Source organism: Burkholderia sp. MS389 (assembly GCF_016899425.1).
In the GTDB taxonomy this organism is placed as follows: Bacteria; Pseudomonadota; Gammaproteobacteria; order Burkholderiales; family Burkholderiaceae; genus Burkholderia; species Burkholderia sola.
The window spans coordinates 1,195,613-1,221,684 of sequence record NZ_CP045994.1; the positions used below are offsets into that span (position 1 = coordinate 1,195,613).

At 66.5% G+C, this 26,072-nt stretch carries 24 protein-coding genes and 3 tRNA genes; 13 read left to right on the plus strand and 14 right to left on the minus strand.

The window, feature by feature from the left end:
* Positions 1–37: 37 nt before the first annotated feature.
* The 3 genes from GJG85_RS05660 to GJG85_RS05670 all read left to right on the plus strand — a co-directional run bounded on the left by GJG85_RS05660 (position 38) and on the right by GJG85_RS05670 (position 412).
* A tRNA-Gly gene (locus tag GJG85_RS05660) sits at positions 38–113 on the plus strand.
* A 51-nt stretch (positions 114–164) separates the two neighbouring features.
* Positions 165–240 (plus strand) — tRNA-Gly (locus GJG85_RS05665).
* 98 nt (positions 241–338) lie between these two features.
* Positions 339–412: transfer RNA gene (locus tag GJG85_RS05670), tRNA-Cys, on the plus strand.
* A gap of 975 nt (positions 413–1,387) precedes the next feature.
* Here GJG85_RS05670 and GJG85_RS05675 read toward each other — a convergent pair.
* From GJG85_RS05675 to GJG85_RS05690, 4 genes are all read right to left on the minus strand, one after another.
* Positions 1,388–1,618 carry a hypothetical protein gene (locus GJG85_RS05675; RefSeq protein ID WP_080334137.1) on the minus strand — a complete coding sequence of 77 codons (231 nt, stop codon included), beginning with the start codon at positions 1,616–1,618 and terminating at the stop codon, positions 1,388–1,390.
* Between the two features lie 87 nt (positions 1,619–1,705).
* The gene (locus GJG85_RS05680; protein WP_050011453.1) at positions 1,706–2,395 is read right to left on the minus strand and encodes a hypothetical protein; all 690 of its coding nucleotides are present in this window, start codon (positions 2,393–2,395) and stop codon (positions 1,706–1,708) included.
* Positions 2,396–3,212: 817 nt separating this feature from the next.
* Positions 3,213–3,761: a GNAT family N-acetyltransferase gene (locus tag GJG85_RS05685; protein ID WP_050011451.1), complete on the minus strand. Its 549-nt coding sequence runs from the start codon at positions 3,759–3,761 to the stop codon at positions 3,213–3,215.
* A gap of 48 nt (positions 3,762–3,809) precedes the next feature.
* Positions 3,810–4,430, minus strand: a complete 621-nt coding sequence (locus GJG85_RS05690) for a helix-turn-helix domain-containing protein (protein WP_050011450.1) — start codon at positions 4,428–4,430, stop codon at positions 3,810–3,812.
* A gap of 146 nt (positions 4,431–4,576) precedes the next feature.
* On the opposite strand from GJG85_RS05690, the gene GJG85_RS05695 reads away from it, so the two are divergent.
* Together GJG85_RS05695 and map are read left to right on the plus strand one after the other, a co-directional pair.
* A complete protein-coding gene (locus tag GJG85_RS05695; RefSeq protein ID WP_050011449.1) occupies positions 4,577–4,813 on the plus strand; it encodes a ParD-like family protein in 237 nt (78 codons plus the stop codon).
* Positions 4,813–5,619: a type I methionyl aminopeptidase gene (map, locus tag GJG85_RS05700; RefSeq protein ID WP_089488275.1), complete on the plus strand. Its 807-nt coding sequence runs from the start codon at positions 4,813–4,815 to the stop codon at positions 5,617–5,619. The genes GJG85_RS05695 and map overlap by 1 nt, the downstream gene beginning before the upstream one ends.
* A gap of 101 nt (positions 5,620–5,720) precedes the next feature.
* Here map and GJG85_RS05705 read toward each other — a convergent pair whose 3' ends face one another.
* Positions 5,721–6,224, minus strand: a complete 504-nt coding sequence (locus GJG85_RS05705) for a GAF domain-containing protein (protein ID WP_089488276.1) — start codon at positions 6,222–6,224, stop codon at positions 5,721–5,723.
* 103 nt (positions 6,225–6,327) lie between these two features.
* Positions 6,328–7,245, minus strand: a complete 918-nt coding sequence (locus GJG85_RS05710; protein ID WP_050011446.1) for a LysR family transcriptional regulator — start codon at positions 7,243–7,245, stop codon at positions 6,328–6,330.
* A gap of 111 nt (positions 7,246–7,356) precedes the next feature.
* On the opposite strand from GJG85_RS05710, the gene GJG85_RS05715 reads away from it, so the two are divergent.
* Both GJG85_RS05715 and GJG85_RS05720 read left to right on the plus strand, forming a co-directional pair.
* Positions 7,357–8,223: a pirin family protein gene (locus GJG85_RS05715; RefSeq protein WP_050011444.1), complete on the plus strand. Its 867-nt coding sequence runs from the start codon at positions 7,357–7,359 to the stop codon at positions 8,221–8,223.
* Between the two features lie 135 nt (positions 8,224–8,358).
* Positions 8,359–8,850 carry a GNAT family N-acetyltransferase gene (locus GJG85_RS05720; protein WP_089488277.1) on the plus strand — a complete coding sequence of 164 codons (492 nt, stop codon included), beginning with the start codon at positions 8,359–8,361 and terminating at the stop codon, positions 8,848–8,850.
* A 22-nt stretch (positions 8,851–8,872) separates the two neighbouring features.
* On the opposite strand, the gene GJG85_RS05725 is transcribed toward GJG85_RS05720, so the two are convergent.
* Genes GJG85_RS05725 through GJG85_RS05735 form a run of 3 tightly spaced genes read right to left on the minus strand, consistent with a single transcriptional unit; the run spans position 8,873 to position 10,822 of the window.
* On the minus strand, positions 8,873–9,742 hold the full coding sequence (locus GJG85_RS05725; protein ID WP_089488278.1) for a cytochrome c oxidase assembly protein: 870 nt from the start codon (positions 9,740–9,742) through the stop codon (positions 8,873–8,875).
* Positions 9,743–9,752: 10 nt separating this feature from the next.
* Positions 9,753–10,199, minus strand: a complete 447-nt coding sequence (locus GJG85_RS05730) for a copper chaperone PCu(A)C (protein WP_050011440.1) — start codon at positions 10,197–10,199, stop codon at positions 9,753–9,755.
* Positions 10,200–10,207: 8 nt separating this feature from the next.
* A complete protein-coding gene (locus GJG85_RS05735) occupies positions 10,208–10,822 on the minus strand; it encodes an SCO family protein (RefSeq protein ID WP_124629905.1) in 615 nt (204 codons plus the stop codon).
* A 283-nt stretch (positions 10,823–11,105) separates the two neighbouring features.
* On the opposite strand from GJG85_RS05735, the gene otsB reads away from it, so the two are divergent.
* Together otsB and otsA are read left to right on the plus strand one after the other, a co-directional pair.
* The gene (gene otsB, locus GJG85_RS05740; RefSeq protein ID WP_050011438.1) at positions 11,106–11,858 is read left to right on the plus strand and encodes a trehalose-phosphatase; all 753 of its coding nucleotides are present in this window, start codon (positions 11,106–11,108) and stop codon (positions 11,856–11,858) included.
* Positions 11,855–13,240, plus strand: coding sequence for an alpha,alpha-trehalose-phosphate synthase (UDP-forming) (gene otsA / locus GJG85_RS05745; RefSeq protein WP_204383729.1), 1,386 nt, complete (start codon positions 11,855–11,857; stop codon positions 13,238–13,240). The genes otsB and otsA overlap by 4 nt, the downstream gene beginning before the upstream one ends.
* An 87-nt stretch (positions 13,241–13,327) precedes the next feature.
* Here the strand turns inward: otsA and GJG85_RS05750 are convergent, their stop codons facing one another.
* Positions 13,328–15,160, minus strand: coding sequence for an ABC transporter ATP-binding protein (locus GJG85_RS05750; protein WP_204383731.1), 1,833 nt, complete (start codon positions 15,158–15,160; stop codon positions 13,328–13,330).
* A 561-nt stretch (positions 15,161–15,721) separates the two neighbouring features.
* On the opposite strand from GJG85_RS05750, the gene GJG85_RS05755 reads away from it, so the two are divergent.
* From GJG85_RS05755 to GJG85_RS05765, 3 genes are all read left to right on the plus strand, one after another.
* Positions 15,722–16,786 carry a glycosyltransferase family 4 protein gene (locus GJG85_RS05755; RefSeq protein WP_006476459.1) on the plus strand — a complete coding sequence of 355 codons (1,065 nt, stop codon included), beginning with the start codon at positions 15,722–15,724 and terminating at the stop codon, positions 16,784–16,786.
* 226 nt (positions 16,787–17,012) lie between these two features.
* Positions 17,013–17,822 (plus strand): hypothetical protein, encoded by an 810-nt coding sequence (locus GJG85_RS05760; RefSeq protein ID WP_204383732.1) that lies wholly within the window; start codon positions 17,013–17,015, stop codon positions 17,820–17,822.
* 38 nt (positions 17,823–17,860) lie between these two features.
* Positions 17,861–18,325 (plus strand): DUF2214 family protein, encoded by a 465-nt coding sequence (locus tag GJG85_RS05765; protein ID WP_050011432.1) that lies wholly within the window; start codon positions 17,861–17,863, stop codon positions 18,323–18,325.
* 190 nt (positions 18,326–18,515) lie between these two features.
* Here GJG85_RS05765 and gudD read toward each other — a convergent pair whose 3' ends face one another.
* Positions 18,516–19,868, minus strand: a complete 1,353-nt coding sequence (gene gudD / locus GJG85_RS05770; RefSeq protein WP_050011431.1) for a glucarate dehydratase — start codon at positions 19,866–19,868, stop codon at positions 18,516–18,518.
* A gap of 362 nt (positions 19,869–20,230) precedes the next feature.
* Between gudD and GJG85_RS05775 the strand changes: the two genes are divergently transcribed.
* On the plus strand, positions 20,231–20,980 hold the full coding sequence (locus GJG85_RS05775; protein ID WP_011544971.1) for a FadR/GntR family transcriptional regulator: 750 nt from the start codon (positions 20,231–20,233) through the stop codon (positions 20,978–20,980).
* Between the two features lie 135 nt (positions 20,981–21,115).
* On the opposite strand, the gene GJG85_RS05780 is transcribed toward GJG85_RS05775, so the two are convergent.
* From GJG85_RS05780 to pdxY, 3 genes are all read right to left on the minus strand, one after another.
* Positions 21,116–22,264 (minus strand): branched-chain amino acid ABC transporter substrate-binding protein, encoded by a 1,149-nt coding sequence (locus GJG85_RS05780; RefSeq protein ID WP_089488281.1) that lies wholly within the window; start codon positions 22,262–22,264, stop codon positions 21,116–21,118.
* A gap of 368 nt (positions 22,265–22,632) precedes the next feature.
* Positions 22,633–24,777, minus strand: a complete 2,145-nt coding sequence (locus GJG85_RS05785; RefSeq protein WP_089488282.1) for a phospholipase C, phosphocholine-specific — start codon at positions 24,775–24,777, stop codon at positions 22,633–22,635.
* Positions 24,778–25,097: 320 nt separating this feature from the next.
* On the minus strand, positions 25,098–25,958 hold the full coding sequence (pdxY, locus tag GJG85_RS05790; RefSeq protein WP_050011428.1) for a pyridoxal kinase PdxY: 861 nt from the start codon (positions 25,956–25,958) through the stop codon (positions 25,098–25,100).
* Positions 25,959–26,072 lie beyond the last annotated feature (114 nt).

Consider the following 26,072-nt stretch of genomic DNA (forward strand, 5'->3'; position numbering starts at 1 on the left):
GTGTTGGTTGGCAAAGCGCTGCAGATGCAGGACACATGCGGGAGTAGCTCAGTTGGTAGAGCGCAACCTTGCCAAGGTTGAGGTCGCGAGTTCGAGACTCGTCTCCCGCTCCAGATTTTTCTGGCAGCGTGTTGGTCGGCGAAGCGCTGCAGGTGCAGGACAATGCGGGAGTAGCTCAGTTGGTAGAGCGCAACCTTGCCAAGGTTGAGGTCGCGAGTTCGAGACTCGTCTCCCGCTCCAGTAATGGGGAAGCCACGCTTCCCTTTTTATTTGATGGACTTCCGGTCCTCGAATAAAAATCTGCCGCTTGCCTCACGGCATCCGGACAGTCCGCTTTTGGCGCGATAGCAAAGCGGTTATGCAGCGGCCTGCAAAGCCGTTTAGGCCGGTTCGACTCCGGCTCGCGCCTCCAGGTAGAACGAGATAAAGCCCTGATTCGTCAGGGCTTTTCTTTTTTCTGCGGCGCTTTCATTCTCGTAAGTAAATCACCCGGAGCAATACAAAGCCGCCTCGAACCACTCAAGAGGCACGCGTAACCACGCCTGCAGGCGAAGCATCGGCTCGGGCATGGTCAGGAACGGGCACCGTTCTTCACCGCATCGGGTTTCAGGGTTACTGGGCGGACGTAGCGACACCAGTCGTCGCGTTACCCGAGCCGACGTCGGGACGACCAGGATGCGATCAGCGTCGCTCCGCACGCGGTTTTCATGCCATCGATGGCGATTTTTCGGCCGTCGAACGTGTGAGGGTAATACCGCCCCGTGGCCGCAGGATCGGAACGAGGGCTTCGTACTGCGGGGAGGAGTGGTACTTGCGGCCGCCGCCGGTAATGGGCTTTCCATCAATGGTGGCGGTCGCGCTGCCCTCCGGCTTCGGGCGCACATGCAGAGTTCCGGCACGAAGCGCTGTTCGAGCGTCATTTCTTGAAAGTGGCTGCGCTCCAGCCGCCGCGCAACTCGTCCAACCCGTTTGGAAGGTCTTTCTATGGCAGGGCCCGACCGTGCGACCGTAATATCGGAAGACACTAAAAAACCCCTGCCACAACGAGGGAAGTGGCAGGGGGCTGCGAGCGCACCGTTTAGGCACGAGATAAAGATGCGCCACAAATATAAAAGCAGTCGTTGGGATGTTAAATAACTACGCCATTCTTCCTGCTATTGCATCGTCCGGGCAGGCAGTGTGATTTTGAGGGGCGATTGACCGTCGATCTCGTCGCGATGGATTGCTACGTGTCAATCGACATAGGCGGTATCGACAGAAAATCTCCGAATAACCAGGGCGGTTCACAGGAGAATTCCTTTGCCGACGGGTTCGGTCCGGCAAAAATGTCGGCATCGTCGAAATTCGTGCAATCACGTCTGAAGTCGTCCCTCAATACCAAGGCCCGTCAATCGTTTACGTTCTCACAGCTCTTCGGGCCGTCGCCCCAGCTCTTTCCTCCACCGTTCGTGCACTGGCGCTTGGTATATTGCTCGGGCAATTGACCTTTCGGCAGTTTTCCGTCGGCAGGGCAATTGTGATGGTAATAGCAAAAGGATTTTTCGGCGGCGCCGGCTTCTCCGTTGAACACAAGGCAGGCCATCAAGGTCGGAAAGAGAATCTTGGCAATGGTTCGCATATCAATTGTCCACATCGGAAAATTTTGTGTAACAAGACAGGCGCCGTAACGGCGCCTGTCCCTCGCATGACAAGAGCACGTAGCCGTTTAGTTGCCGTACTCGAGCAAAATCCCTGATCGCGTCGGTTGCGCAGCAATGATTCTGTCCACCACACTATTTTCGACGGCCACTTGCTGGCCATATGTGACGTTGAGCTTGATCGTGTTGCCGTCCATGTATGCATTGACGGTTGCGAGGTTCTGCCCGCTGGGATAAGACAGCTGTAGCGGACCCACGACGACGTTGCTCGAGATCACTTCGCCGAGGACGAGTGAATTGAACAAGCCGACCCAATAAGTCGGTGTCACCTGGAACTGAGCCGATGCGCCGCTGACCACGCCCTTCTTGAACACGGATCCCTGACCGCTCATGCCGATACCAAGGTTCGCGAGATTGGTCGACTTGTTGTTGATCAGGACGGAATCCGGAGGTACGGAACCGGACCCCGGCACCAATTGCTGGACGTTGTCTTTAAAAATGCAGTCCCATGACGTCCCCAATTCCGTCGTCAGCGTCTGACTGGCTTTGTAGACTCCGATGCCGCCAATCTGCTGGTAATTGGCAATGGCGACGTTATAGAAAATATCCCACGTCACACCGCTGGCGCCACTTTGAGGAACGGTCGTTTGCTTCCACGACACGCTTTCCAATCCAATGGAACTCGGCAGGGTCTGATATACAGCCATGGTCCAGGTTTGCTTGGTGTCGTTGTTGAAGTCGACATAATAGGAAGTCATTTTCGGTCTCCACGATGAAAGATGGATTTGGTGTTTCGCCACACTCGGTTCATGGATGGCTTGATTTTTTACATAAACGCCTCCGCAATCTGCGATTGACGATCCGATACTCTTTGGCAGGCAAAATTCACGGCATCTGCGATTCGGGCTGTATATTTTCGGCAATGTTCAGCGTTCGCGCCCAGAAAATGTTTTTTCGTCGGCAATAGGTCTTTCTGCCCTGTCTGCGGCCGCCAGGGGTCTTGGTGAAATTTCCCGATAATTTTAAAAAAATGGTGCCGTAATGATTTTCATGTGGCAAGCAATAATCAGATCTGTAGATCCCCGTCAGATCATATTAGGAAATTTCCTTAAATAAGGTGTGACAAGCTATCTATCGTTTACCCCTAGTAGTTGATTTGATGATTTCATATCCAATTAAATTGAATGTTTCTCCATTGGGAATGAAGATTATTTTTGTCAGCACTGGGCGTTGTAGTTTCGGCTTCGAATTCAGGTGCAGATCACGATATCTGCATCAGACGTGCTTGCGTGGACGATCTCTATTGCGCATTTAAAGACGGTTGCCGCAGTAAATGCTAGCCGCCGCATCTTGCGTCGATTATATTTCCACGTAAAAGAAGGCGGCATTCAAGGTGAATGCCTGATAAATAAAAATACGGCTGCCGTTGCCGCTCTGCTGAAAATTGCCCGTGCCGCTCGCGCGTCGTTACATAGTGGGTCGAGAGACTGGTCGGAAGAGAGCGTCCGGTGGCAAAACGATGCGGGTAGGGTGGGGTAAGTCTTGGCGTCGATTTATGCGCCGGCCGCAAAGCAATTACCCATCCACCGGCTGCACCGGCGTCTCGAGCTTCAGTTGATAGAACGCCGCATCGAGCCAACGGCCGAATTTGAATCCGGCCTCCGCGATCGTGCCCGCGTGCTCGAACCCCAGTTTCGTATGCAGTGCGATGCTGCCGGCGTTGGCCGCGTCGATGCAGCCGACCAGCACGTGGACCTGCGCTTCGCGCGCACGCCGGACCACTTCGCGCAGCAGCAGTTCGCCGAGCCCGCGACCGCGCTGATCGTTGCGCACGTAGACGCTGTGCTCGACCGTGTACTTGAATGCCGGAAACGCGCGGAACGTACCCCAGCTCGCGAAGCCGAGCAGCGTGCCCGCCGCGTCGACGGCGCCGATGATCGGAAAGCCGCCCGCGCGCTTCGTCGCGAACCACGTGATCATCGCTTCCGGCGGGCGCGGCCGGTAGTCGTACAGCGCGGTCGAGTTCACGATCGCGTCGTTCAGGATCTCGAGAATGGCCGCCGCGTGTTCGGCCTCGCTGCAATCGATCAGGCGCACGTCGTCGCGCTGTGTCGGGGAATTCATACGTTTCCTTCCTGTTTGGCTAAACCGGTTGCACACACGGCGCGCGCATTACGCGCCGCGCATGCCGGCGGCGGATGCATCGCAAATCGCGACGATATAGCGCGCCGCATGCGGCGACGGATTGCTGAAAATCAGCGGCTGGTCGAGCCGCATCGCCAGGCAGTCGCCTTCGCGAAGTTCGTGAAGCGTATCGCCGAACGTGACGTCGACGCGGCCGCTGATGATCCACACCTGCTGATGCAGCGCGCTTTCGCGCCCGCCGCTGTCGTACGCGACGCGCGCGCCGGGCGGGAAATCGACCTCGACGAGCTGGATCGGCGACGGCCAGCCGGCCGGCGACAGGTTGCGTCGCACATAGCCGGACGCCGGATCGCGCCATTCGGCCTGCTGCGCACGCCGTGCGAGCGGCTGGGCGGGCGCGTCGTCCCGGTCACCGCCGAACAGCCCGGCCAGCGACACGCCGAGGCCGGCCGCGAGCTTGTCGAGCACGACGGCCGTCGGGCTGGCCGCCGCGCGTTCGATGAGCGAGATCATCGAACGGCTGACGCCGGAACGCGCGGCCAGCGCGTCGAGTGTGTAGCCTCGGACGGTGCGCAGGTCGCGCACGCGCCGGGCAATGCGCTCGTTGATGCCGGTATCGTCGGCCGCGGTGATCGTTGATTCTTTCATGATGGATTGATTTTCCAGCAAACTGGAATTTGATGTCAACGGCATTTCCGGCCGCAGGGCGGCGGGAGGCGGGCGCGAACGGCTTGCCCGGTCGTCGTGCACGGCGTAATATACAAAACAGCTACGTTTCGTTTAATTGGGGATATATGGGCATCATCAAGATTTCCGAGCACATGCATGAACGGCTGCGCTCGACGAGCACGGCGCTGAGCCGTTCGATCAATGCACAGGCCGAACACTGGCTGCGCGTCGGGATGCTGGCGGAACTCAATCCGGCGCTCTCCTACGGCGACATCTGCAAGATGTTGATCGAGGCCGAGGCGCGGGGCGGCGACGTGGGGCCGGCCGAGACGGTCGCGCAGAGCATCGAGCAGGTGGCGTAATGGCGAAACGCGAAATTCCGATCCGCGGTGCCGCGGAAATCGCCAAGTCGCGCGAAGCCGCGAAGCTCGCGTCGCAGGTGCTGACGATGATCACCGAGCACGTGAAGCCGGGCGTCACCACCGACGAGCTCGACGCGCGCTGCCGCGAATACATCGTCGACGAACTGGGCGCGATCCCCGCGAACATCGGCTACCACGGCTATCCGAAGACGCTGTGCACGTCGGTCAATCACGTGGTCTGTCACGGCATTCCGACGTCGCGGCCGATGCGTGACGGCGATATCGTGAACCTCGACATCGCGGTGATCAAGGACGGCTGGTTCGGCGATACGAGCCGCATGTATTTCGTCGGCGAACCGAACGAACTCGCGCGGCGGCTCGTCGCGTCGACCTACGAGGCGATGCATGCCGGCATCCGCGCGGTGCGTCCCGGCGCGACGCTCGGCGACGTCGGCTATGCGATCCAGCAGGTCGCCCATCGCGAAGGATTCAGCGTGGTGCGCGAGTATTGCGGACACGGGATCGGCGACGTCTATCACGACGAGCCGCAGGTGCTGCATTACGGTCGCCCGGGCACCGGCCTGCCGCTGCGGCCGGGGATGATTTTCACGATCGAGCCGATGCTGAACGCGGGCAAGCGCGACACGCGCATGCTGGCCGACGGCTGGACCGTCGTCACGGCGGACCATTCGCTGTCCGCGCAGTGGGAGCACATGGTCGTGGTGACGGAAACGGGCTTCGAGGTGTTGACCGAGGACGCGAAGCCGCAGGGGTTCGCCGCGCTTTCGGGCACGCACGCAGCCTGACGCCGGTCGTGCGCCGCAGACGGCGGCGCGGCATTGCAATGAAACGGGCCCCTTCGCGGGGCCCGTGTCGTTCGGCGGCCAGCGCCGCGGCGCCGCGACGCCTAACCGCGCGCCTTCTGCCACGCGTGTTCGACGAACACGCGGCACAGCGCTTCCATCCCTTGGCGGTCTTCGTCGTCGAAGCGCGCGGCGACCGGGCTGTCGACGTCCCATACGCCGATCAGCGTGCCGTCGGCGGCCACCAGCGGCACGACGATTTCCGATTCCGACGCCGCATCGCACGCGATATGGCCCGGGAAGTCGTGCACGTCGCGCACGACCTGCGTCTCGCGCGTTTGCGCGGCCGTGCCGCACACGCCCTTGCCGAGCGCGATCCGCACGCACGCGGGCTTGCCCTGGAACGGCCCGACCACGAGCTCGGTGCCGTCGAAGAAGTAGAAGCCCGCCCAGTTCAGGCGATCGAGCGAGTGATACACGAGCGCGGAGAAATTCGCGGCGTTCGCGGTCAGGTCGCGTTCGGATTCGACGAGCGCGCGTGCCTGCTCGACGAGCGTCGCGTATTGATCGGCCTTGGAGGCGGTAGGGTCGTTGGACAGCGTGAACATGGCGGGAAAGCGATAGGGGTTGTGAAAATGCGCATTGCGCGTACCGCAGTCTACGGCACGCGCGCGCGGTCTGCAGCGCACGGTTGTGCGTGATGCGGCGCGTTCAGTCGGGTTCGAGTTCGGCGAACCGCTCGGCCAGGAAATCGAGCAACGCCCGCACCGCGGGCAGCAGCCCGCGGCGCGACGCGAACACCGCGTGCACGATTTCGCGGCGCGGCGCCCAGTCGGGCAGCACGGTGACCAGTTCACCGCGCGACACCTCGTCGCGCACCATCATCGTCGGCAACTGCACGACGCCGACGCCCGCGGCGGCCGCCGCGCGCAGCGCGAGCATGCCGCCCGTCACGAAGCGCGGCTGGTGATGGATTTCCGCGTGCGCGCCGTCGGGCCCGCGCAGCCGCCACACGTGCGTGGACTGCGGCACGCCGTGATCGAGGCTCGGCAGGCGCGTCAGATCGGCGGGAACGGCCGGTACGCCATGCTCGCGCAGCAGCGCGGGGCTCGCGACGAGGCACTGGCCGCGCTCGGCGAGCACGCGCAGCGCGAGATCGCTGTCCTCGAGCGGCGGCGGCCGCACGCGGATCGCGACGTCGATCCCTTCGCCGACCACGTCGACGCGCCGGTTGGTAGCTTCCAGGTGAATCTCGACGCGCGGGCACGCGGCCATGAACGCGGCGATCATCGTGCCGACCAGCGAATCGAGCAGCACGATCGGGCAACTGACGCGCACGATGCCGCGCGGCTCCTCGTGCAGCAGCGCGATCGCCTCGTCGGCGGCATCGGCCTCGACGAGCATCGCGCGGCAATGCGCGTAATAGGTCTGCCCGACGTCGGTGACCGTGAAGCGGCGCGTCGAACGCTGGATCAGCCGCATCCCGAGCCGCGCCTCGAGCAGCGCGATACGGCGGCTCAGCTTCGATTTCGGCATGTCCAGCGCGCGCCCGGCCGGCGCGAAGCCACCATGTTCGACGACCTGCACGAAGTAGTAGAGATCGTTCAGATCCCGCGCTTTATCGTTCATGAAATGGAACGCTGAGTGCGATTTCGGCAGTCTACCGGATCGATCGTTCCATCTCTATATTGTCGCTCAAGGATGCGAAACACGGGTTTCGCCGCAATTCGGAGAAGGCAAATGAAGAAGATCCAGGGTGTGTACAGTGCGCCGCGCGGCCATTGGGTCGGCGACGGTTTCCCGGTGCGTTCGATGTTCAGCTACCAGTCTCACGGCACGCACCTGAGCCCATTCCTGCTGCTCGATTACGCCGGTCCGGCGACGTTCGAACCGGCGAGCGCGCCGCGCGGTGTCGGCCAGCATCCGCACCGCGGGTTCGAAACGGTGACGATCGTCTATGACGGCGAAGTCGCGCACCGCGACTCGACGGGCGCGGGCGGCACGATCGGCCCGGGCGACGTGCAGTGGATGACGGCCGCGAGCGGGATCCTGCACGAGGAATTCCACTCGGAGGCGTTCACGACGCGGGGCGGCCCGCTCGAGATGGTGCAGCTGTGGGTGAACCTGCCCGCCGCGGACAAGATGGGCGCGCCCGGCTACCAGACGCTGCTGAACGCCGATATCCCGGTGGTCGAGCTGCCGGACGGCGCGGGGCGCGCGCGGATCATCGCCGGTGAGTTCGACGGGCGGCGCGGCCCGGCCCGCACGCACACGCCGATCGACGTGTGGGACGTGCGGCTCGTGGCGGGCGGCCATGCGCGGTTCCCGGTCGCCGAAGGGCGCACGCTCGCGGTGGTCGTGCTGAGCGGCACCGTGCTGGTGAACGGCGAGACGGTGGCGCGCGAAGCGCAGTTCGTGCAACTCGGCCGCGACGGCAGCGACGTCGAGATCGAAGCGAACGGCGACGCGAAGCTGCTGATCCTGAGCGGCGAGCCGATCGACGAGCCGGTCGTCGGTTACGGCCCGTTCGTGATGAATTCGCAAGAGGAAATCCGGACCGCGATCGACGATTTCAACAGCGGCCGCTTCGGCCAGATGCCGGCATGACCGCATGACGAGCAGGCCCCGCGCGATGCGGGGCCTTTTTTTCGCGCGCGGGCAGGCGGTCGCGCGCGACGCGTGCTTCGAGGCATAATCGACGGTTGCCGCGCGCCGGCCGGCGCGCCCGAATCAGGACCGCACATGAACGCCTCCGCACCCGCCGCATCCCCGAGCGCCGCCGATCTCGACTGGCGCTGGAAACCCTTCGACGCGCTGACGGCACGCGAAATCTATTCGATCCTCGAAGCGCGCAGCGCCGTATTCGTCGTCGAACAGAACTGCGTGTATCGCGACATCGACGATGCGGACCAGGCCGCGTGGCACCTGGCCGCCTTCGATCCGGCCGGCCGCCTGGCCGGCTATCTGCGCGTGTTGCTGCCGGACGCGCAGCACACCGACGTGCGCATCGGCCGCGTGCTGACGACCGCCGCGTTTCGCGGCGCGGGCCTCGGCAACGGGCTGCTGTCGCGCGCGCTCGAGCATATCCGCGCGCAATGGCCGGATACGCCGGTGAGCCTGCATGCGCAGGCCCACTTGCAGCGTTTCTACGGGGCATTCGGCTTCACGCCGAGTTCGGACGTGCACGACGAGGACGGCATCCCGCACGTGTGGATGAGCAGCGCGCGAGCATGACGCGCGCCGCGCGCCGCGGCGGTCAGTGCGCGGTGCGTGCGACCGGCGGCTTGTCCGCGCGCTGCGCGACCCGTTCGCCGATCAGGCGCCCGCGCGCGGACAGCCGCAGCCAGTGCCGCAGTGCGATCAGCGCGCCGATCACGCTCATCATCGAGCCGGGAATCCACAGCAGCAGGCCGCCGATCTGCTGGTCGCGCAGCGGGCTCAGCCACGTGAACGCGCGGCCGCAGATCGAATAGATCGGATACAGCTCGTGCGGCGTGAAGAAGATCAGCGCGCCGAGCGCGATCTGCGGCGGGATTGCCGCGACGACGATCAGGATCCGGCGGCCCGGCGACAGTCGCGCGGGCGGCGCGGGGCGCGGATCGACGACGAGCCACCAGAACAGCAGCCCGTCGATCACCATGCTCCAGTTCATCACGCGATAGAGGCGCCAGTCGAGCATCGCGATGAAGTGGATCGGCGACAGCAGCCAGAAATAGATCAGCCCGACGAACAGCACGACTGCGACGACCGGATGGAACACCACGTCGAGCGTCGCCCGCACCGGCGCCCACGCGAGCGCGGGGCGCACGAAGCGCTGCCGCCAGCGGAACGGAATGCCCGCACGGATCGCCGCGCCCGGATAGGACAGCGCGATGAAGAACGGCCCGAGATGGTGCAGCACGAGGTGCTGCGCGCGGTGCAGGAAGAATTCGTGCTCGAAGAAGTAGTCGAGCCGCGTGTGCAGCGCGATGTAGAGCGCGGTCAGCCCGAACCAGAACGAGAACTGCCGCAGCGGCGACACCTTCGCCTTCCTCGCGCCGCGCACGAACAGCACGGCGGCCGTCAGCACCGCGATGACCACGGTCGGCGACGGTTCCCACGGATCGAGCCAGTACAGGACGTTCATCGCGCGCGCATCACTTCGTCTTGGCCGGCGATTTCACGGCGAACGGCGCATCGACCGTTTCGCCGTCGGAGAATTTCAGGCGCAGGTGCACGGTGTCGCCGGGCTTGATCGCGTGCTTCGGTTCCTCGAGCATGAAGTGATAGCCGCCCGGCGCGATGTCGACCTTGCCGCGCGCGGGGATCGTCAGCTTGTCGACCATTTCCATCTTCTGCGTCGAGCCGTTCGACACCGTCTGGTGCAGCATCGCCATCCCGTAGTCGGGGCTGTCGACGTCGACGAGGTCGATCGGCTTGTCGCCGGTGTTCACGAGCGTCACGTAGCCGCCCGCGGGCAGCTTGTTCGGCAGCCAGCGCACCCACGCGTTCTGCGCGCTGATCGCGCCGGCGGCATACGCGTGCGCGCCGGCGCACAGCGCGGCGACGAGGGCGAACGTCTTGAAGGTCGTTTTCGTGTTCATGGCGGAATTCAGGTCGTGGAGGCAGCGTCGATGATCCGGCGCACATCGGCGGCGATGGCGTCGGGCGAATCGCGATCGGTCGCGAGCAGGCGTGCGCGGCCGGTCGCGTCGAAGACGTAGACGGCCGAGCTGTGCGTCACTTCGTAGCCGCCGGACGGATCGCGTTTTTCCATCTGGTACGCGACGCGATAGCGCTTCGCGAGCGATTCGATCTGGCCGTCGGTGCCGGTCAGGCCGCGCGCATGCGCGGCGTCGAACGCGGCGACGTAGGACTGCATTGCCTGCGGCGTATCGCGCGCGGGGTCGACCGAGACGAACAGGATGCGCACGTTGTCCGCCTGCGGGCCGAGCTTCGCCAGCACTTCCATCAGCCGCGCCAGCGTTTCGGGGCAGACGTCGGGGCAGTGCGTGTAGCCGAAGTAGACGAGCGCGACGCGGCCGCGGAACGCGTCGGCGTCGACGGGACGGCCGTCGCCGCCCGTCAGCTCGAACGACAGGTCGGGCAGGTGGCCGGTGACGTTGGTCAGGTTCCAGCGCGGCTCGTCGTGCGTGCACGCGGCGAGCGCCACGGCGGCGGCGAGGGCCGCGGCCGTGCGGATGAGGCGGGAGAGGCGAGACGGCATCCTGGGGCTCGATCGGGCGAAATGGGTGACCGGCCGGCGCGATGCCATGCGTCGCGCGGCAGGCGGTTGCGACTGTAGCGCAATTCGCGCGCCTGCGTCCTTTTGAAACCGGTACGGGGCCGGCGAGCGGGGCAATATGTCGCAGTTGACGCGGCGGGCGGCGCGACGTCCGCGCTGCCCCGGTTTCGCCCATCTGGGGGCGCAGGCGCGGTAAGATGCGCACAACTCCATTCGCGCAGTGGCGGCCTGCGTTTTGCCGGCCGGCCCTCAGACTATCGAATCGATGCAATCCGTTCCGGCTTCCCTGTCCCTGACCGATACCGCGTTCTTCTTCGACTTCGACGGCACGCTCGTCGAGCTGGCGCCGACCCCCGACAGCATTCACGTTCCGCCGTCGCTGCTGACGCTGCTCGACGAGTTGTCGCGCCGCTCGCACGGCGCGGTCGCGATCGTGTCCGGACGCGGGATCGACAACCTCGACACGTTCCTGAAGATGCCCGGCCTGCCGATCGCCGGCCTGCACGGCGCGGAGCGCCGCGACGCGAACGGCGACACGCAGCGCATCGGCTTCAACGACGAGCGCCTGCTGCGCATCGAGCGCGAGCTCGCAGGCGTGGTCGATCGCCATCCGGGCATGCTGCTCGAAATCAAGGGTGCGGCCGTCGCGCTGCACTTTCGCAATGCGCCCGAGCGCGAGGCGGTGGCGCGCGAAGCGGCCGAGCGCCTCGTCGCCGACTATCCGGATGCGTACGTGCTGCAACCCGGCAAGATGGTGTTCGAGATCAAGCCGAAGGGCGTCGACAAGGGGCGCGCGCTGGCCGCCTTCCTCGACGAGCCGCCGTTTGCGGGCCGCGTGCCGCTGTTCGCGGGCGACGACCTGACCGACGAGAAGGGCTTCGCGGTGGTCAACGCGCGCGGCGGCCTGTCGATCAAGGTCGGCGCGGGCGAGACGTCCGCGCGGATGCGGCTCGATTCGGTCGACGCACTGCATGAGCAGATCGCACGCTGGCTCGGCGCGGGGCAACCGCACGCATGAGCCGGCTCATCATCGTTTCAAACCGCGTCGCACCGATTTCGGAAGGCGAACCGGCGGCGGGCGGCCTCGCGATCGGCGTCTACGACGCGCTGAAGGAAACCGGCGGCATGTGGTTCGGCTGGAGCGGCGAAGTGGTCGCGTCCGGCGCGCCGCAGCCGCAGATCCGCATCGAGGAGCGCGGGCCGGTGACGTTCGCGACCGTCGGGCTGTCGCGCCGCGATTACGACCAGTACTACCGCGGTTTCTCGAACGCGACGCTGTGGCCCGCGTTTCACTACCGCGCGGACCTGATCCAGTACGATCGCCACGAATTCGACGGCTACCGCCGCGTCAACGTGTGGCTCGCGCAGCAGCTCGTGCCGCTGCTGCAGGACGACGACGTGATCTGGGTGCACGACTATCACCTGATTCCGTTCGCGCGCGCGCTGCGCGACGCCGGCGTGAAGAACCGCATCGGCTTCTTCCTGCACATCCCGTTTCCGGCCGCGCAGGTGCTCGTCAACGTGCCGCCGCACCGCGAGCTCGTCGAGTCGCTGTGCGCGTTCGATCTGCTCGGCTTCCAGACCGAGCCCGATCTGCGCGCGTTCTGCGACTACATCGCGTTCGAGGCGGACGGCGAGGTCGAGCACGACGGGCACACGGCGCACGTGCGGGCGTTCGGCCAGACGCTGCGCGCGGCCGCCTATCCGATCGGCGTGTATCCGGACGAGATCGCGTCGCTCGCGCAGGCGGGCGAGCACGGCAAGGCGGTGCGCACGCTCGCGACGTCGCTGCGCGGGCGGCAACTGATCATGAGCGTCGACCGGCTCGATTATTCGAAGGGGCTCGTCGAGCGCTTCCGGGCGTTCGAGAAGCTGCTCGAGCATCAGGCGTCGATTCGCAACCGCGTGTCGTTCCTGCAGATCGCGCCGTCGACGCGCGCGGACCTGCGCGCGTATCAGGACATCCGGCTGCAGCTCGAAGCGGAGTCGGGGCGCATCAACGGGCGCTACGCGGAGCTCGACTGGGCGCCGATCCTCTACATTCACCGCCAGTACGACCGGCAGCTGCTGGCCGCGCTGTACCGGCTCGCGCGCGTGGGTTTCGTGACGCCGCTGCGCGACGGGATGAACCTCGTCGCGAAGGAGTACGTGTCCGCGCAGAATCCGGACGATCCGGGCGTGCTGGTGCTGTCGCGCTTCGCGGGCGCCGCGCGCGAGCTCACGGGCGCGCTGATCGTCAATCCGATCGATATCGACGGGATGGCCGATGCGCTGTCGCAGGCGCTGACGATGCCGCTCGCCGAACGGCGCGCACGCTATGCGGACATGATCGCGCAGCTTCGCGAGAACAACGTGTCGGTGTGGCGGGACAATTTTCTGCGCGATCTGCAGCAGGTCTGATCCCGATCCATTGCTGCCGCTGCAATTGAAAAAGCCGCCGTGCGAGCAAGCACGGCGGCTTTTTCGTTGGCCGGATGCCGACGCGCGTCAGGCCACGCGTTCGCCGGTCGGCGTGTTGCCGTCGGTGGCCGCATGATGGCGGCCGTGCTGCTTCGCGAGCAGATCGCGGTACAGGCCGGGGCGGCTGCGCAGCACCTCGGGCGGGCCGTCGTCGATCACCTTGCCGTTGCTCATCACGATGATGCGGTCGAAGTTGCGCAGCGTCGACAGGCGGTGCGCGATCGCGATCACCGTGCGGCCGACCATCAGTCGGTCGAGCGCGCTCTGGATCGCTTCCTCGGATGCGCTGTCGAGCGCCGACGTCGCTTCGTCGAGCAGCAGAATCGGCGCATTCTTCAGGATCGCGCGCGCGATCGCGATGCGCTGGCGCTGGCCGCCCGACAGCTTGACGCCGCGGTCGCCGACGATCGTGTCATAGCCTTCCGGCATCGCCTCGATGAACTCCGCGCAGCGCGCGTCGCGCGCTGCGGCGAGCACTTCGTCGCGGGTCGCGTCGGGGCGGCCGTACGCGATGTTGTCGTAGATGGTCCGGTGCAGCAGCGAGATGTCCTGCGGCACCAGCGCGATCGCGTGGCGCAGGCTGTCCTGCGTGATGGCCTTCACGTCCTGGCCGTCGACCTTCACGACGCCGTCCTGCGTGTCGTAGAAGCGCTGCAGCAGCGCGAGCACGGTCGATTTGCCCGCGCCCGACTTGCCGATCAGGCCGACGCGCTGGCCCGGCTCGATATGCAGGTCGAAGTGGTCGAGGATCGCGCGGCGGTGCGGGTACGCGAACGTCACGCGCTCGAAGTCGACGCGGCCGCCCGTGGCCGACAGCGGCTGCGCGTCCGAGCGGTCCGGCATCCCGTGCGGCTCGAGCAGCGTCTTCACCGCTTCGGACAGGCGCGCGACGTGCTGCGTGACGTCGACGAGCGCGACCGCGAGGTCGCGCGTGCCGTGCAGGATCGTGAAGCCGAGCGAGCTGACGAGCACGATGTCGCCCGACGTCGCGCGGCCCTGATCCCACAGCCACAGCGCCCAGCCAAGCAGGCCGGCGGACAGCATCGCGGTGATCACCGCGTGCAGGAGCCGCAGCTTTTCGAGATAGAGCAGGCTCTGCTGGCGTGCGTCCATCTCGGCCTTCACCGTCGCGCTGAAGCGCTTCTGTTCGCGCAGCGTCATCCCGAACGCGCGCACAAGGCCCATGTTGCCGATCACGTCGACGAGCTCGCCGTCGACCGCCGCGGCCTTCGCCGCGAACGCGTGATGGCGTGCGGAGCCGCGGCCGGCGAGCTTGAACAGGATGACGGACAGTACGGCCGAACAGCCGAGCAGGCCGGCCGCCATCAGCGGATTGACGACGATGATCATCAGGATCGCGCCCATCACCGCGATGCACGGCGGCAGCACGTTCCACGCCATCGTGTTCTCCGACGTGTAGACCGCGTTCGACGTGGCCGTGATGCGGCTGGCGAGCGTGCCGGGCTGCTTCTCCGAGTAATACGTCGGCGAATGGCCGATCAGGTACTGGAACAGGTCGCGCCGCAGGTCGCCGGTGACCGCGACGAACGTGTGCGCGGCGACCCAGCCGCCGACGCGCCACAGCAGGTTGTCGGCCGCGATCAGCCCGACGAGCAGCGCGAACGCGCTCCACAGCGGGCCCGGGTGATGGCGTCCGGTCGCGAGCACGTCGATCAGGTGCTTGATCGCATATTGCGAGCCGAGCGCGCAGCCGACGGCGGCCAGCACGCTGCAGAGCACGACCAGGTGCGCGACGGGGTGGAGGCGGATGTAGCGGAACAGGAACGCGATCGGCCGATGCGCGTAGCTCGACAGCTTCGCGTTGTGGGCGTTGCGCTGGGCGGGGGTGAGAGATTCCAAAATATGGGTGCGGTGATTCGGTGATTGAGCGGGGCGGCTGGGTCGCAGGCCGGCGTTCGCCCGGACTGAATAATCCGGCATTGTAAACAACGCCGCGCGTCGCGCTGCGCGAATCTTGCCTTGGCCAGGGGCTCGCGCTCGATTTTGAGATAAAATCCGGCATCCCGTCCTGCGTGCCGGAATCACGCTGCCGGCAGCTGCGGGTTAACAAGGATCGCCAAAACGGCCTTCCACTCTAGAACGGACGCCCGAGTCCGCGGGTTGCAAAGTGTTGCGCCTTTGTAACAAAGTAAAGTGTTTGAAATGTCGTGCGCCGTATCGGGAATAACCCTAGATAATCGGCTCCGGGTTCGATTCCAGGTTTTTTTACGAACCCCTGTCAACGGGTCTTCGTTTCAAACGTTCTATGCCTGTCGCGTCGCCGACGCTCCTTGAGCAGCGCGGGTTCGACGCCCCCGGCAGGCTGATTCGTCCGAGGTTCGGACGACATGTTTCCAGCCCGGACCACCGGCAGGTTGCCGACCCATACCTGGTTTTTTGCCGATTTTTTAGGAGTTACGCATGCGAATCGCCCAAATCGCTCCGTTGCATGAAGCGGTGCCCCCGAAACTGTACGGCGGTACCGAGCGAGTGGTGTCCTATCTCACCGAAGCACTCGTCGAGATGGGGCATGACGTCACGCTCTTCGCGAGCGGCGATTCGCAAACCTCCGCGAAGCTCGAAGCGTGCTGGCCGCAGGCGCTGCGCCTCGACCCGACGATCCGCGACGTGATGGCCCCGCACATGCTGCTCCTCGAGCAGGTGCGCCGTCGCGCGGAAGAGTTCGACGTCCTGCACTGCCATATCGACTACTACCCGTTCTCGCTGTTCTCGCGCCAGCCGGTCCCGCATCTGACGACGATGCACGGCCGTCTCGACCTGCCGGAACTGCAGCCGATCTTCAACGCGTTCAGCGACGTGCCGGTCGTGTCGATCTCCGACAACCAGCGCATCCCGCTGCCGCAGGCGAACTGGCTGTCGACCGTCTACCACGGCCTGCCGGAAAACCTGCTGACGCCGATCCCGAACGTGAAGCCGAGCTACCTCGCGTTCCTCGGCCGCATCTCGCCGGAGAAGCGCGTCGACACGGCGATCCGCATCGCCGAGCAGGCCGGCCTGCCGATCAAGATTGCCGCGAAGCTCGACAAGGCCGACCGCGCGTACTACGAAGAGAAGATCAAGCCGCTGTTCGCGCTGCCGCACGTCGAGTACATCGGCGAAATCAGCGAGTCGGAGAAGACCGAATTCCTCGGCAACGCGCATGCGCTGCTGTTCCCGATCGACTGGCCGGAGCCCTTCGGCCTGGTGATGATCGAGGCGATGGCCTGCGGCACGCCGGTGATCGCGTTCAAGCGCGGCTCGGTGCCGGAAGTGATCGACAACGGCGTGTCGGGCTTCGTCGTCGAAGACGAATTGTCGGCCGTCGCCGCGCTCAAGCGTCTCGATACGCTGCCGCGCGAGAAGGTTCGCGCCGCGTTCGAAGCCCGTTTCTCGTCGAAGGTGATGGCGCAGAACTACGTGAAGGGCTACGAGGAACTGCTGCGCCAGAAGCGCCGCACGGTGCTCCGCGAAGTCAACGCAAGCTGATTGCGGGCCGCCGCCGCGCGGCCGCCACGACGCCCCGTCCGGGTTTTCCGGCGGGGCGTTGTCACATCTGCGGCGCGGATCTGTTGTATTCTCGCCGCGCCCGACGCTGCGAACGGCCTCCGAAGCGGCCCGGCACACCATCCTGCCGTCTGTCCAGACGGTAATGTCCCTATAATGGCCGTGCCGTGAAATCCGGCCCGGTACGACTATCCAGAGGAGAGCAGTCTTGGCGAGAACGAAAACCACGCGCGCAGCGCCGGCCCCCGGCGCCGGCGTGATCTTCGCGTTGCGCGCGATCGGTCTCGTGCTGCTCGCGCGCTGGCTGTTCTCGATGTCCCAGATGGGCTATCGCTCGTCGCTGTCGGCGATGGTGTCGTCGCCGTGGGCATTCCTCTACCTCATCCTGATCTTCCTGCTGCTCGCGCTGCCGGGCGCCGCCGCGCGGGCCGAGCGGCCGTTCCATCCGCTGCCGCAGTGGCTGCGCCAGGCGCTGCGCGTGTTCGCGCTGATCGGTTTCCTGTTTGCCGCGTGGTCGATCGGCGCGTTCACGTGGGCGGCCGGCTGGCGCCGCGCGCTGCATGCGGTGACGGCGACCAACGGCTGGCTCGTCGCCGCGCCGGCGCTGTACGCGGCGATCGTCTGGATCTGCCGGCCGCGGCCGCTGTGGCGGACCAACGTGGCCGCGCGCCGCTTCGCGGTCGGCCGGTATGCGATCTCGCTCGACGTGCTGACGCGCACCGCGATCGTCTGGATGGAAAGCCGCAAGGTCGGCCAGTACGACGCGCGCGAACTGTCGGTGCGCTGGCCCGGCCGGGTCGCACCTGCCGCGCCCGCCGCGGGCGAGCAGGGCGCGCAGCAGGCGGTCGTGCCGCCGCGTCGCGGCAGCCTGTTCAATCGGCCGAGGGTGGAACTGCTGTGGGATTCGCCGGCGGCTGTCGGCCACAACCGGCAGGTCGTGATGCGCACGCCGCTCGCGACCGAAGGGGACCGCGTCGCGGTGCTCGCGCTCGACGCGGCGCTCAAGCAAATCGTCTGACAGGCTCGCGCACCGGGCGCGGGCGACAAGGAGGCGCGATGATCGTCCGTTGGTTGCTGGCTGCCATTCACCTGAGTGCGTTCGGCGTCGCGTTTGCCGCGATCGCGGCGCGTAACCGCGCGTTGCGCCGGCTCATCGCATCCGCGCAGGCGGTCGATTTGCCCGGCGTGTTCAAGGCCGATGCGGTCTGGGGCGTGTCGGCGCTCGTGCTGATCGCGACGGGCGTCGCACGCGCGTTCGGCGGTTTCGAGAAAGGCACCGCGTACTACCTGCACGAACCGCTCTTTCACCTGAAGATGACCGCGCTCGTGCTGATCCTGCTGCTCGAGGTCGTGCCGATGCTGGGGCTGATCCGCTGGCGTGTCGCCGCGCGGCGGCAGCAGATGCCCGATATCGGCCGTGCGCGCACCTATGTGCGGGTCGGTCACTGGCAGGCGGTGCTGGTGATCGTCATCGTGTTCGCCGCGTCGGGGATGGCGCGGGGGATTGGCGCAGGCGGCTAGGGACGCCCGGTTAGGGACGCCCGGTTAGGGGGCGGCAGGCCAGGGGATCCATCAGCGGGCGACAGGCTAGCCGCGCGCGCGAATCCCGCTTTTGCTTCGCCGGCCTTTCCCGGCCGGCGATCGCCAATCCACCGGCGAACCGCATCATTCCGTCCGACCGGGCGGACCTGCCGCCCGGTTCGTCGCCCCCTCAACGCACGAGGCACGGGCGCTTGTTGTTGAACGTCCAGCCCGGGATCAGATACTGCATCGCCGCCGCGTCGTCGCGGGCGCCGAGGCCGTGCTGCTTGTACAGCTCGTGCGCGAGCGCGACCGCATCCATGTCGATGTCGATACCGAGCCCCGGCCGCTTCGGCACTTCCACCAGCCCGTTCTCGATCTTCAGCGGCTCGCGCGTCAGCCGTTCGCCGTCCTGCCAGATCCAGTGCGTATCGATCGCGGTGACCTGGCCCGGCGCCGCGGCCGCGACGTGCGTGAACATCGCGAGCGACACGTCGAAGTGGTTGTTCGAATGCGAACCCCACGTGAGGCCCCAGTCGCGGCACATCTGCGCGACCCGCACCGAGCCCTGCATCGTCCAGAAATGCGGATCGGCGAGCGGGATGTCGACGGCGTGCAACTGCACCGCATGGCCCATCTGCCGCCAGTCGGTCGCGATCATGTTGGTGGCCGTCGGCAGCCCCGTCGCGCGGCGGAATTCGGCCATCACCTCGCGGCCCGAGTAACCGTTCTCCGCGCCGCACGGATCTTCCGCATACGCGAGCACGTGATGCTGATCGCGGCACAGTCGCACGGCCTCGTCGAGGGACCATGCGCCGTTCGGATCGAGCGTCACGCGCGCGTCGGGGAAGCGCTCGGCGAGCGCCGTCACGGCTTCGATCTCGCTCGCCCCGTCGAACACGCCACCCTTCAGCTTGAAGTCGTTGAAGCCGTAGCGCGCATGCGCGGCTTCGGCGAGCCGCACGACGGCTTCGGGCGTCAGCGCGGCGTCGTCGCGCACGCGGGTCCAGTCGTCGGTCGCGCCGCGGCCGTCGCGATAGGGGAGCGCCGTCTTCGTGCGATCGCCGACGTAGAACAGGTAGCCGAGCATTTCGACCCGCTCGCGCTGCTGGCCTTCGCCGAGCAGCGCGGCGACCGGCACGCCGAGATGCTGGCCGAGCAGGTCGAGCAGCGCGGCTTCGAGCGCGGTGACCGCGTGGATCGTCGTGCGCAGGTCGAAGGTCTGCAGCCCGCGGCCGCTCGCGTCGCGGTCGGCGAAGGTGCGGCGCACGTCGTTGAGCACCGCGTGATAGTTGCCGACCGGCTGGCCGACGACGAGCGCGCGCGCGTCGTCGAGCGTGCGGCGGATGCTCTCGCCGCCCGGCACTTCGCCGACGCCCGTGCGGCCCGCGCTGTCCTTCAGGATCACGAGGTTGCGGGTGAAGAACGGGCCGTGCGCGCCGCTCAGGTTGAGCAGCATGCTGTCGTGGCCGGCGACCGGAATCGCTTGCAGGTCGACGATGCGCGGCGTGTCGTGGGAAGGCGAGGCAGTGACGGCGTTCATGGGCGGCGATGGCGAAAAAGTAGGCGATGCCGTGCGGCAAAAGCTTTGCCGCGCGCGGCGTGAGGTGCGATCATTCGACAACCGACGTGCGCGGCGCGCAAGCCCCGCATGTCGACGCAACCCGAACACGGGGTGGAAGCGACAACCGGGCCCATGGAGCGCAGCGCGCGAACACGGGTCGATCGATCGTTACGCACGGGACCAGGCGGGACTGAACAGCCGACCTGAGTCGACAGGAGACTGTGCGCCGATCATCAGTCGTCGGATGACTTGTGACGCAGTATAATGAATCATCGGCTTTCGCTCAAACCCCGCGTAAACCCTCGGCTCACATTACGATCATTCAAAAAGGAACCGGCCACATGTCCGTGCCTACGCTTCCCGCAGCGCCGCGCCGTCGCGCACGCAGCCTCGCACAAGATGTCGTCGACGCGCTGACCGCGCAGATCGAAAACGGCACACTGCGTCCCGGCGACAAGCTGCCGACCGAAACCGAAGTCATGGCGGCGCAGGGCGTGAGCCGGACGGTCGTGCGCGAGGCGATCTCGCGGATGCAGGCGAGCGGCCTCGTCGAGACGCGCCACGGCATCGGCAGCTTCGTGCTCGAGCCGTCGCGCCGCCAGACGCTCGGCATCGATCCCGCGACGATCACGACGCTGCGCGACGTGCTCGCGGTGCTGGAGCTGCGCATCAGCCTCGAAAGCGAGTGCGCGAGCCTCGCCGCGCAGCGCGCGAACGATGCCGACCTCGCCGCGCTGCGGCGCGCGCTCGACGCGATCGCGACGGGCGCGGGCGGCGGCCGCGACACCGCGCAGCTCGACTTCCAGTTCCACCTGCAGATCGCGCAATCCACCGGCAACCGCTATTTCGTCGACATCATGACGCAGCTCGGCACGTCGATCATCCCGCGCACGCGCGTGAATTCGGCGCGCTTTGCCGGCGACGACCTCGAGCGCTACGTCGGCCGGCTGAATCACGAGCACGAGGACATCTACGAGGCAATCGCGCGCCACGACCCGGAAGCGGCCCGCGCCGCGATGCGCACGCATCTCACGAACAGCCGCGAGCGGCTGCGCCGCGCGCACGAGGCGGCGGAGGCCGAAGCCGGCTGACCGCCGGGTTGCGGAGCCCGCGCGGCTGCGCGCGGGTGAAATCGCTTTAACATCAGTCGTCATATGAGATCGGGGTGATTCCGCCGATCTTCACGGCCGGGCGGCGTGCCCGCCGCCGGCCGCCCGCCTCGCCGATCAGCCTCCCTTCGTCACGATCGTCTTCCACGCGCCGTTCTTCACCTGGTACAGCGTCGACATCCCGCTCTTCAGCGAGCCGTCGTTCGCGAACGAGATGCGGCCGGTCACGCCTTCGAAGTCGACTTTCTTGAGCGCCGGGCGATAGGCCTTCGGGTCGGTCGAACCGGCCGCCTGCATCGCCTTGATCGCCGCCCACGCCGCGTCATAGCCGAACTGCGCGTACGACAGCACGTCGACGCCGAAGCGCTTCTTGAAGCGCGCCTCGAAATCCTTGCCCTGCGGCAGCTCGTCGAGCGGCCGGCCGTATTCCCATGCCATCGCGCCTTCGGCGGCCGGGCCCGCGATCTTGATGAACTCGTTGTCCTTCACGCCGCCGCCGCCGACGAACTGCGCGTTCAGCCCGAGCTGACGCATCTGCTTGATGAAGTTCGCGGCGAGCGAATCGAGGCCGCCGAAGAAGATCAGGTCCGGGTTCTTGCCCTTGAGGCTCGTGATCTGCGCGCGGAAATCGACGGCCTGGTTGTTGGTGAACTCGCGTCCGATGATCGTGCCGCCGGCAGCCTTCACGGCCTTCTCGAATTCGTCGGCCTCGCCCTGGCCGAACGCGGTGCGGTCGTCGATGATCGCGATGCGCTTCGCCTTCGTCACGTCGACCGCGTACTTGCCCGCGTTGCCGGCGTTCTGGCCGTCGGTAGCGATCACCATGAACATGTTCGCGAGCCCGCGCGACGTGAGCGTCGGGTTGGTCGCGGCCGGGTCGATCACCGGAATGCCGGCCTTGTCGTAGACCACCGACGCCGGAATCGTCGTCCCCGAGTTGAAGTGGCCGACCACGACCGACACGTTCTGGTCGACCAGCGCCTGCGCGGCCTGCACGCCGATGCGCGGGTCGGCCTGGTCGTCCTGCACGACGAGATTGAAGCGGGCGGGCTTGCCGGCGATCTGCACCTTCTGCGCGACCGCATCGTCGAGCGCGAGCTGCACGCCGTTCTGCAGATCCTTGCCGTAGCCGGCGTTCACGCCCGTGAGCGGCGCGGCGAAGCCGACCTTCACGTCGGTTGCGTCGGCAGCGTGAGCAGCCTGTTGCGAGAGGAGGGCAAGCGCGGAGGCAATGGACACCGACAGCAGGGAATGACGGAATTTCATGTTGTTCCTCTTGTTCGACACCGGCGAGTGGGTACCGCGCGCGTCCGGGCGGGCCGGGCGCGTGCGACGGGCGGGCGGTTCGACCGCTTCTCGGAATCGGGCGGGGAGGTCGGCAGCGTGATCCTCGGAAACATCTCCCGTCAGGCTCCGTGAAGAGCCCCGATTGCTTCGATATATAGGTCGCCGATATGCGCGGGTCTTGGAAATTTGTCGCGCATTCGATGCGGATTTGCGCATAGCTTCCGCGCGAGCGCGGGCGGCCGGTATCGGGAGTTTCCCGTCGCGAACGGAACGGGCGCAGAGGGGGGAGTGCTGCGGGGCAAAGACGCGGCGCAGCCCGCCGGGGCCGCGCCGCGCGTGGGTCGACGTCAGTCGGACAGGGCGTCCGATACGGCTTCGGCGTCGTCGTGCGACGCGGTCGTGCGGATCAGCGGGTCGCTGGTGCTCGGGCGGCCCGTTTCGACGTGGCCCGCGAAGCGGCGCAGGAAGCCGAGCTGGCGGCCGTCGCTGACGGTCAGGTCATACCAGCCGTGGCTGCCGCGCAGTTCCCAGTAATCGTCGACGTGCGCGCCCGGCGCGAGGTCGAACGTGCGCGCGTGACCGTGGCCGTACGCGTTCGTGACCTTCAGCCGCACGGCCTTGTGGCCGCGGTTCATCAGGCGCAGCGTGATGTTGCCGTTCGCGACGTCGTAGCCGTAGATCACTTCGGGGTTCACGCTCGCGCTGCCGACGCCGGTCGCGAACGGGCCGCGGAAATGGCAGTAGAAGCCGTTCGGGCCGTACACGTCGAGGTCGTACAGGCCGAGCGACGCGGCGGCGCTCCACGTATCGGCGATGCGTTTGCCGGCTTCGACCGTGTACGCCCACGGGCCGTCGACGCGGTTGCGCGACTGGACCTGGAACGCGGCGCCTGCGCGGCCCGTGTTCGCGAAGGTCAGCCGGAACTGCCCGTTCGCGGCTTCGACGCGGCCGTGCACGAACAGCTCGTACGGCAGCGCGCGCGCCGGACGCAGCCCGGCTTCCTGTTTCGGCAGCTTCTGCAGCACCGGCGGCACCGGGATGTAGTCGGGATGGCGCACGCGGTCGGGCGGCGCGTAGCCGCTCGTGTCGGGCAGCGTCGGCCACGCGGCGTCCACGGTCGCGAACTCGAACGCCGACGTCAGGTCGCCGCACACCGCGCGGCGCCACGGCGACACGTTGGCGGCCGTGACCGGATACTGCGCGCCGAACCGCGCCTCGATGAATTGCAGCAGCGACGTGTGATCGAAGGTCTGCGAGCAGACCCAGCCGCCCTTGGTCCACGGCGACACGACCAGCATCGGCACGCGCGGCCCGAGCCCGTACGGACCGGCCATGTGCGACGCGTCGCCGGCATAGACCTCGTTGGTCGTCGCGACCGTCGACAACCCGTTGTCGCGCGACTGCGGCGCGAACGGCGGCGGCACGTGATCGAAGAAGCCGTCGTTTTCGTCATACGTGATGAAGAGCGCGGTCTTGCTCCACACGTCCGGATTCGACACGAGCGCCTTCAGCACCTGCTCGATGTACCACGCGCCGTAGTTGGCCGGCCAGTTCGGGTGCTCGGAATATGCTTCCGGCGCGCAGATCCACGATACCTGCGGCAGCGTGCCGTTCTTCACGTCCTGCTGCAGCACGTCGAACAGCGTGCCGCCGGCGCTGATGTTGGTGCCGGTGCGCGCCTTGTCGTACAGCGGCGTGCCCGGCAGCGCGGTGCGGTACTGGTTGAAGTAGAGCAGCGCGTTGTCGCCGTAGTTGCCGATGTACGGGTTGGACGTCCAGCCCCACGAACCCTTCGCGTCGAGCCCCGTGCCGACGTCCTGGTAGATCTTCCACGACACGCCGGCCTGTTCGAGCACTTCCGGATAGGTCGTCCAGCCGTAGCCCTTTTCATCGTTGCCGAGCACCGGGCCGCCGCCCGTGCCGTCGTTGCCGACGTAGCCGGTCCACATGTAATAGCGGTTCGGGTCGGTCGAGCCCGGGAACGCGCAGTGGTACGCGTCGCAGATCGTGAACGCGTCGGCGAGCTGGTAGTGGAACGGGATGTCGTCGCGCTTCAGGTACGCCATCGTCGTCGTGCCCTTGTTCGGCACCCACTGGTCGTAGCGGCCCTTGTTCCAGGCAGCGTGCATGTCCTGCCAGCCGTGCGGCAGGTCCTGCAGGAACTGCAGGCCGAGCTTGTCGGCGCCCGGGTGGAACGGCAGCAGTTCGGCCGGGCCGACCGGCTGGTGAAACACCGGCTTGCCGTTCGCGAGGCGCAGCGGGCGCGGGTCACCGAAGCCGCGGACACCGCGCATCGTGCCGAAGTAATGGTCGAACGAGCGGTTCTCCTGCATCAGGATCACGATGTGTTCGATATCGCGGATCGTGCCGGTACGGCGGTTCGCGGGAATCGCGAGCGCATCGCGGATCACGGGCGGAAACAGGTTCAGCGCGGCGGCGCCGGCAGTGCCGGCGGCGACGCGCAGGAAGTCACGACGGTTCGATCGGGTCATGGTCGTTATCGTGGGGTAAAGAGGGAGCCGATTGGCGGGACCTGCGGAAAGGGCGCACACCGGGTCGCAGGATGCGGCTGCGCCGATGCGTGCCGCCGCGAGCATAGCGAGGAATCGGTGTCATTCATGTGAAGTCCGGAAACGTTTGCACGCGTGGACCGGGTTGCAGCCGGCGGTGCGCCGCCGCACGGACTGCGGGGCAGCGGCAACGGGCGAGGCGGGTGCTGCGCGGCACGCGGACAGCGGGAACAGCGAGGGAGCCGCAGGACGGCCGAGGTGCGGCAGCAGGCAGCCGCGGCGAGCAGGGCGATGCGCACGCGTCAGGCGTCGGTCACCCACGCGCCGAACCATTCGCTCGGCCGTGCGATTTCATCCTGCGCGGCGACGAGCTCGAGCTCGTAGCGGCGTGCGTCGTAGGTGGCCTTCACGACCGCGTGCACGGCCGCGAGCGTGTGTTCGAACGCGGCGCGCACCGAGTCGCCGCGCAGCCGGCACGCGACGAAGATCGCGCTGGTCAGGTCGCCGACACCGACCGGATGGCGCGGAAACGCATACAGCGGCCGCTGGCCGATCCACGCTTCGGTTTCGGTGACGGCGAGCATGTTGAAGCGGTCGGCCGGGCTGTTGCGGTCGTGCAGGTGCTTGACGAGGATGATCTTCGGGCCGCGGCGGATCAGCGCGCGGCACGCGTCGACGGCTTCCGCGACGGTCTCGATGCGTCGCCCGGCGAGCTTCTGCAGTTCGGTATGGTTCGGCGACATGCCGTCCGCGAGCGCGGGCACCTCCTGCACGATGAATTCCTCGACGCCGGGCTCGGGCCGGACGCCGCCCGTCTGGCCCATCGCCGGATCGCAGAAGTACCACGCGTTCGGATTCATCGCCTTCACCGAGCGTACGATCTCGACCGCCGCGCGTGCCTGCGGCGGCGAGCCGAGGAAGCCGGACAGCACCGCGTCGCAACGCTTGAGCGCGCCGATGGCGGCGATGCCGTCGACGAGCTGTTCCATCTTCGCGGCGTCGATCGCGCTGCCGGCCCAGTGGCCGTACTGCATGTGATTCGACAACTGGACGGTGTTGAGCGGCCAGACGTTGACGCCGAGGCGCTGCATCGGGAACACGGCCGCGCTGTTGCCGGCATGGCCGTAGATGACGTGCGACTGAATGCTGAGGACGTTTTTCATGGGAATTCGCCTGCACGCGTTTCAGGGTCACGTCACACGATACCCGAGTTCGTCGTACGCGCGGAAGTCGCGCGGCGTTGGAGTGTTGCGCGCCGTCGTCACGCGACCGCGTAG